Genomic DNA, 2,598 nt, shown 5'->3' on the forward strand with positions numbered 1-2,598 from the left:
TGGTGGCTCCTTCGGCCCCGGTCGTTCAGCCGTCCGTGCTGCCGTGGCCGCTGTCGGCGAAGACCGCCGACGCGCTGCGGGCGCAGGCCGAACGGCTCCGTTCCTACCTGGACGAGCGGCCGGAGGTCGCACCGGCCGACCTGGGCTACTCGCTCGCGACCACGCGCGCCGCCCTGGAGCACCGCGCGGTGCTGGTGGCCGACGACCGCGAGGGCTTCCTGCGTGGTCTGGACGCTCTGGTACGCGGCGGGTCCGGCGCGGATGTGATCCAGGGATCGGCCATGGGCGGCAAGGTGGCGTTCCTGTTCACGGGGCAGGGGAGCCAGCGGCTGGGGATGGGGCGTGAGCTGTATGACGCCTATCCGGTGTTCGCGGAGGCGTTGGACGCGGTGTGCGCGGAGTTGGACCCGCACCTCGAACGGCCGCTGCGGGATGTGCTGTTCGGGGATGACGCGTCGGTGCTGGATCAGACCGGGTTTACCCAGCCCGCGCTGTTCGCTCTCGAAGTGGCGTTGTTCCGTCTCGTTGAGACGTGGGGGCTGCGGCCCGACTTCCTGTCGGGGCATTCGATCGGTGAGCTGGCCGCCGCGCATGTGGCGGGTGTGCTCTCGCTCGCGGACGCGGCGAAGCTGGTGGCGGCTCGTGGTCGTTTGATGCAGGAGCTGCCCGCCGGTGGCGCGATGATCGCCGTCCAGGCGTCGGAGGAGGAGGTGGCGCCGCTGCTGACCGACGGCGTGAGCATCGCCGCGCTCAACGGGCCCACCTCGGTCGTCATCGCGGGTGACGAGGACGCGGCTGTGGCCATCTCCGCGTCGTTCGAGGAGCAGGGGCGTAAGACCAAGCGGCTGACGGTCAGCCACGCGTTCCACTCGCCGCGTATGGACGGGATGCTGGAGGCGTTCCGCGAGGTCGCGCAGGGGCTGACGTATGAGGCCCCGAAGATCCCGATCGTGTCCAACCTGACCGGCGAGCTGGTCTCCGCCGAGGAGATCGCGACGGCCGACTTCTGGGTGCGCCACGTCCGCGAGGCCGTCCGCTTCCTCGACGGTGTCCGCACCCTGGAAGCCCAGGGCGTGACCACCTTCATCGAGCTGGGCCCGGACGGGGTGCTCTCCGCGATGGCCCAGGAGTGCGTCACCGACGCCGAGGCCGCGGGCTTCGCCGCCGTGCTGCGGGCCGGTCGGCCCGAGGCGCGGGCGGTCCACACCGCTGTGGCGCGGGCCCATGTGCGGGGTGTGGCGGTGGACTGGGAGGCCGTCTTCGCCGGTACGGGGGCGGCTCGGGTCGAGCTGACCGAGCTGCCGACGTACGCCTTCCAGCGCCGCCGGTACTGGCCCCATGCGTCGGCGTACGGCGTCGGCGGCACGGCGGGGCTCGGGCTGGCCGCCGTGGAGCATCCGCTGGTGGGCGCCGTCGTACCGCTCGCGGGTGGCGACGGGCTGCTGCTGACCGGGCGGATCTCGGCACAGACCCACCCCTGGCTGCTCGACCACGCCGTGATGGGTTCGGTGGTGCTGCCGGGTACGGCCTTTGTGGAGCTGGCGGTTCGCGCGGGTGACCAGGTCGGTTGTGATCTGGTCGAGGAGTTGACGTTGGAGGCGCCGCTGGTGCTTCCGGAGGTGGGTGGCGTTCAGCTTCAGCTGTCGGTGGGTGCGCCGGACGGCTCTGGTCGTCGTGTGGTCGAGGTGTACTCGCGGTTCGAGGACGCGGGTGCTGATGAGGCGTGGTCGCGGCATGCGTCGGGTGTGCTGGTGGCGGGTGCGCCTGCGGCGTCGTTCGACGTGAGCGTGTGGCCTCCGGCGGGCGCGGTGCCGGTTGAGGTCGGTGGCCTGTATGAGGGCATGGCGGACTTGGGGCTCGTTTACGGTCCGGTGTTCCAGGGGCTGAAGGCGGCCTGGCGGGTCGGCGAGGAGGTGTTCGCCGAGCTGGAGCTGCCGGAGGGTGGGCAGTCCGAGGCGGGGTTGTTCGGTCTGCATCCGGCGTTGCTGGACTCGGCGCTGCATGTGGTGGGGCTGGGTGGTCTGGTCGAGGGTGGGGACGGGGCGCGGTTGCCGTTCTCGTGGTCCGGTGTGTCGCTGCACGCGGTGGGTGCTTCGGTGCTGCGGGTGCGTCTGTCGGCCGTTGGTGCGGACGCGGTGTCGCTGGCGGTGGCCGATGGTGCGGGGCGTGCCGTGTTGTCGGTGGATTCGCTGGTGCTGCGGCCGGTGTCGGCCGAGCAGATCAGCGGTGCGCGCGGCGGGCGGCAGGACTCCCTCTTCCGCCTGGAGTGGACCGAGTTCCCGGCCGAGGCCGAGGTGGACGCGACGGTCGGCGAGCGCTGGGCGGTGCTCGGTTCCGAGGCGCTGGAGCGCGGCCTCTCCGGCACGGACGTTGTCGCGTATCCGGATCTGGCCGCTCTGGGCGCGGCGATCGAGTCGGGCGCGGCCGTGGCCGATGAGGTGCTCGTCGACTTCTCGTCCGACGGGGACGGCGGACCCGCCGCCGTGCACCGGGCCACTGCCAGGGCGCTCGCGCTGGTCCAGGAGTGGCTGGGCGATGAGCGGTTCGCGGATGCGCGGCTGGTCGTGCTGACCTCGGGTGCGGTGGCCACGGAGGCGG

The 2,598-nt window shown here is 72.1% G+C and carries 1 pseudogene; it reads left to right on the top strand.

Features of this window, described 5'->3' with window-relative positions:
- Positions 1-17: 17 nt before the first annotated feature.
- Positions 18-2,598: pseudogene (locus AXW62_RS39240) on the top strand (acyltransferase domain-containing protein); the annotation flags it as partial.

It is taken from the genome of Streptomyces hygroscopicus subsp. hygroscopicus (assembly GCF_001553455.1).
GTDB classification, from domain to species: Bacteria; Actinomycetota; Actinomycetes; order Streptomycetales; family Streptomycetaceae; genus Streptomyces; species Streptomyces hygroscopicus.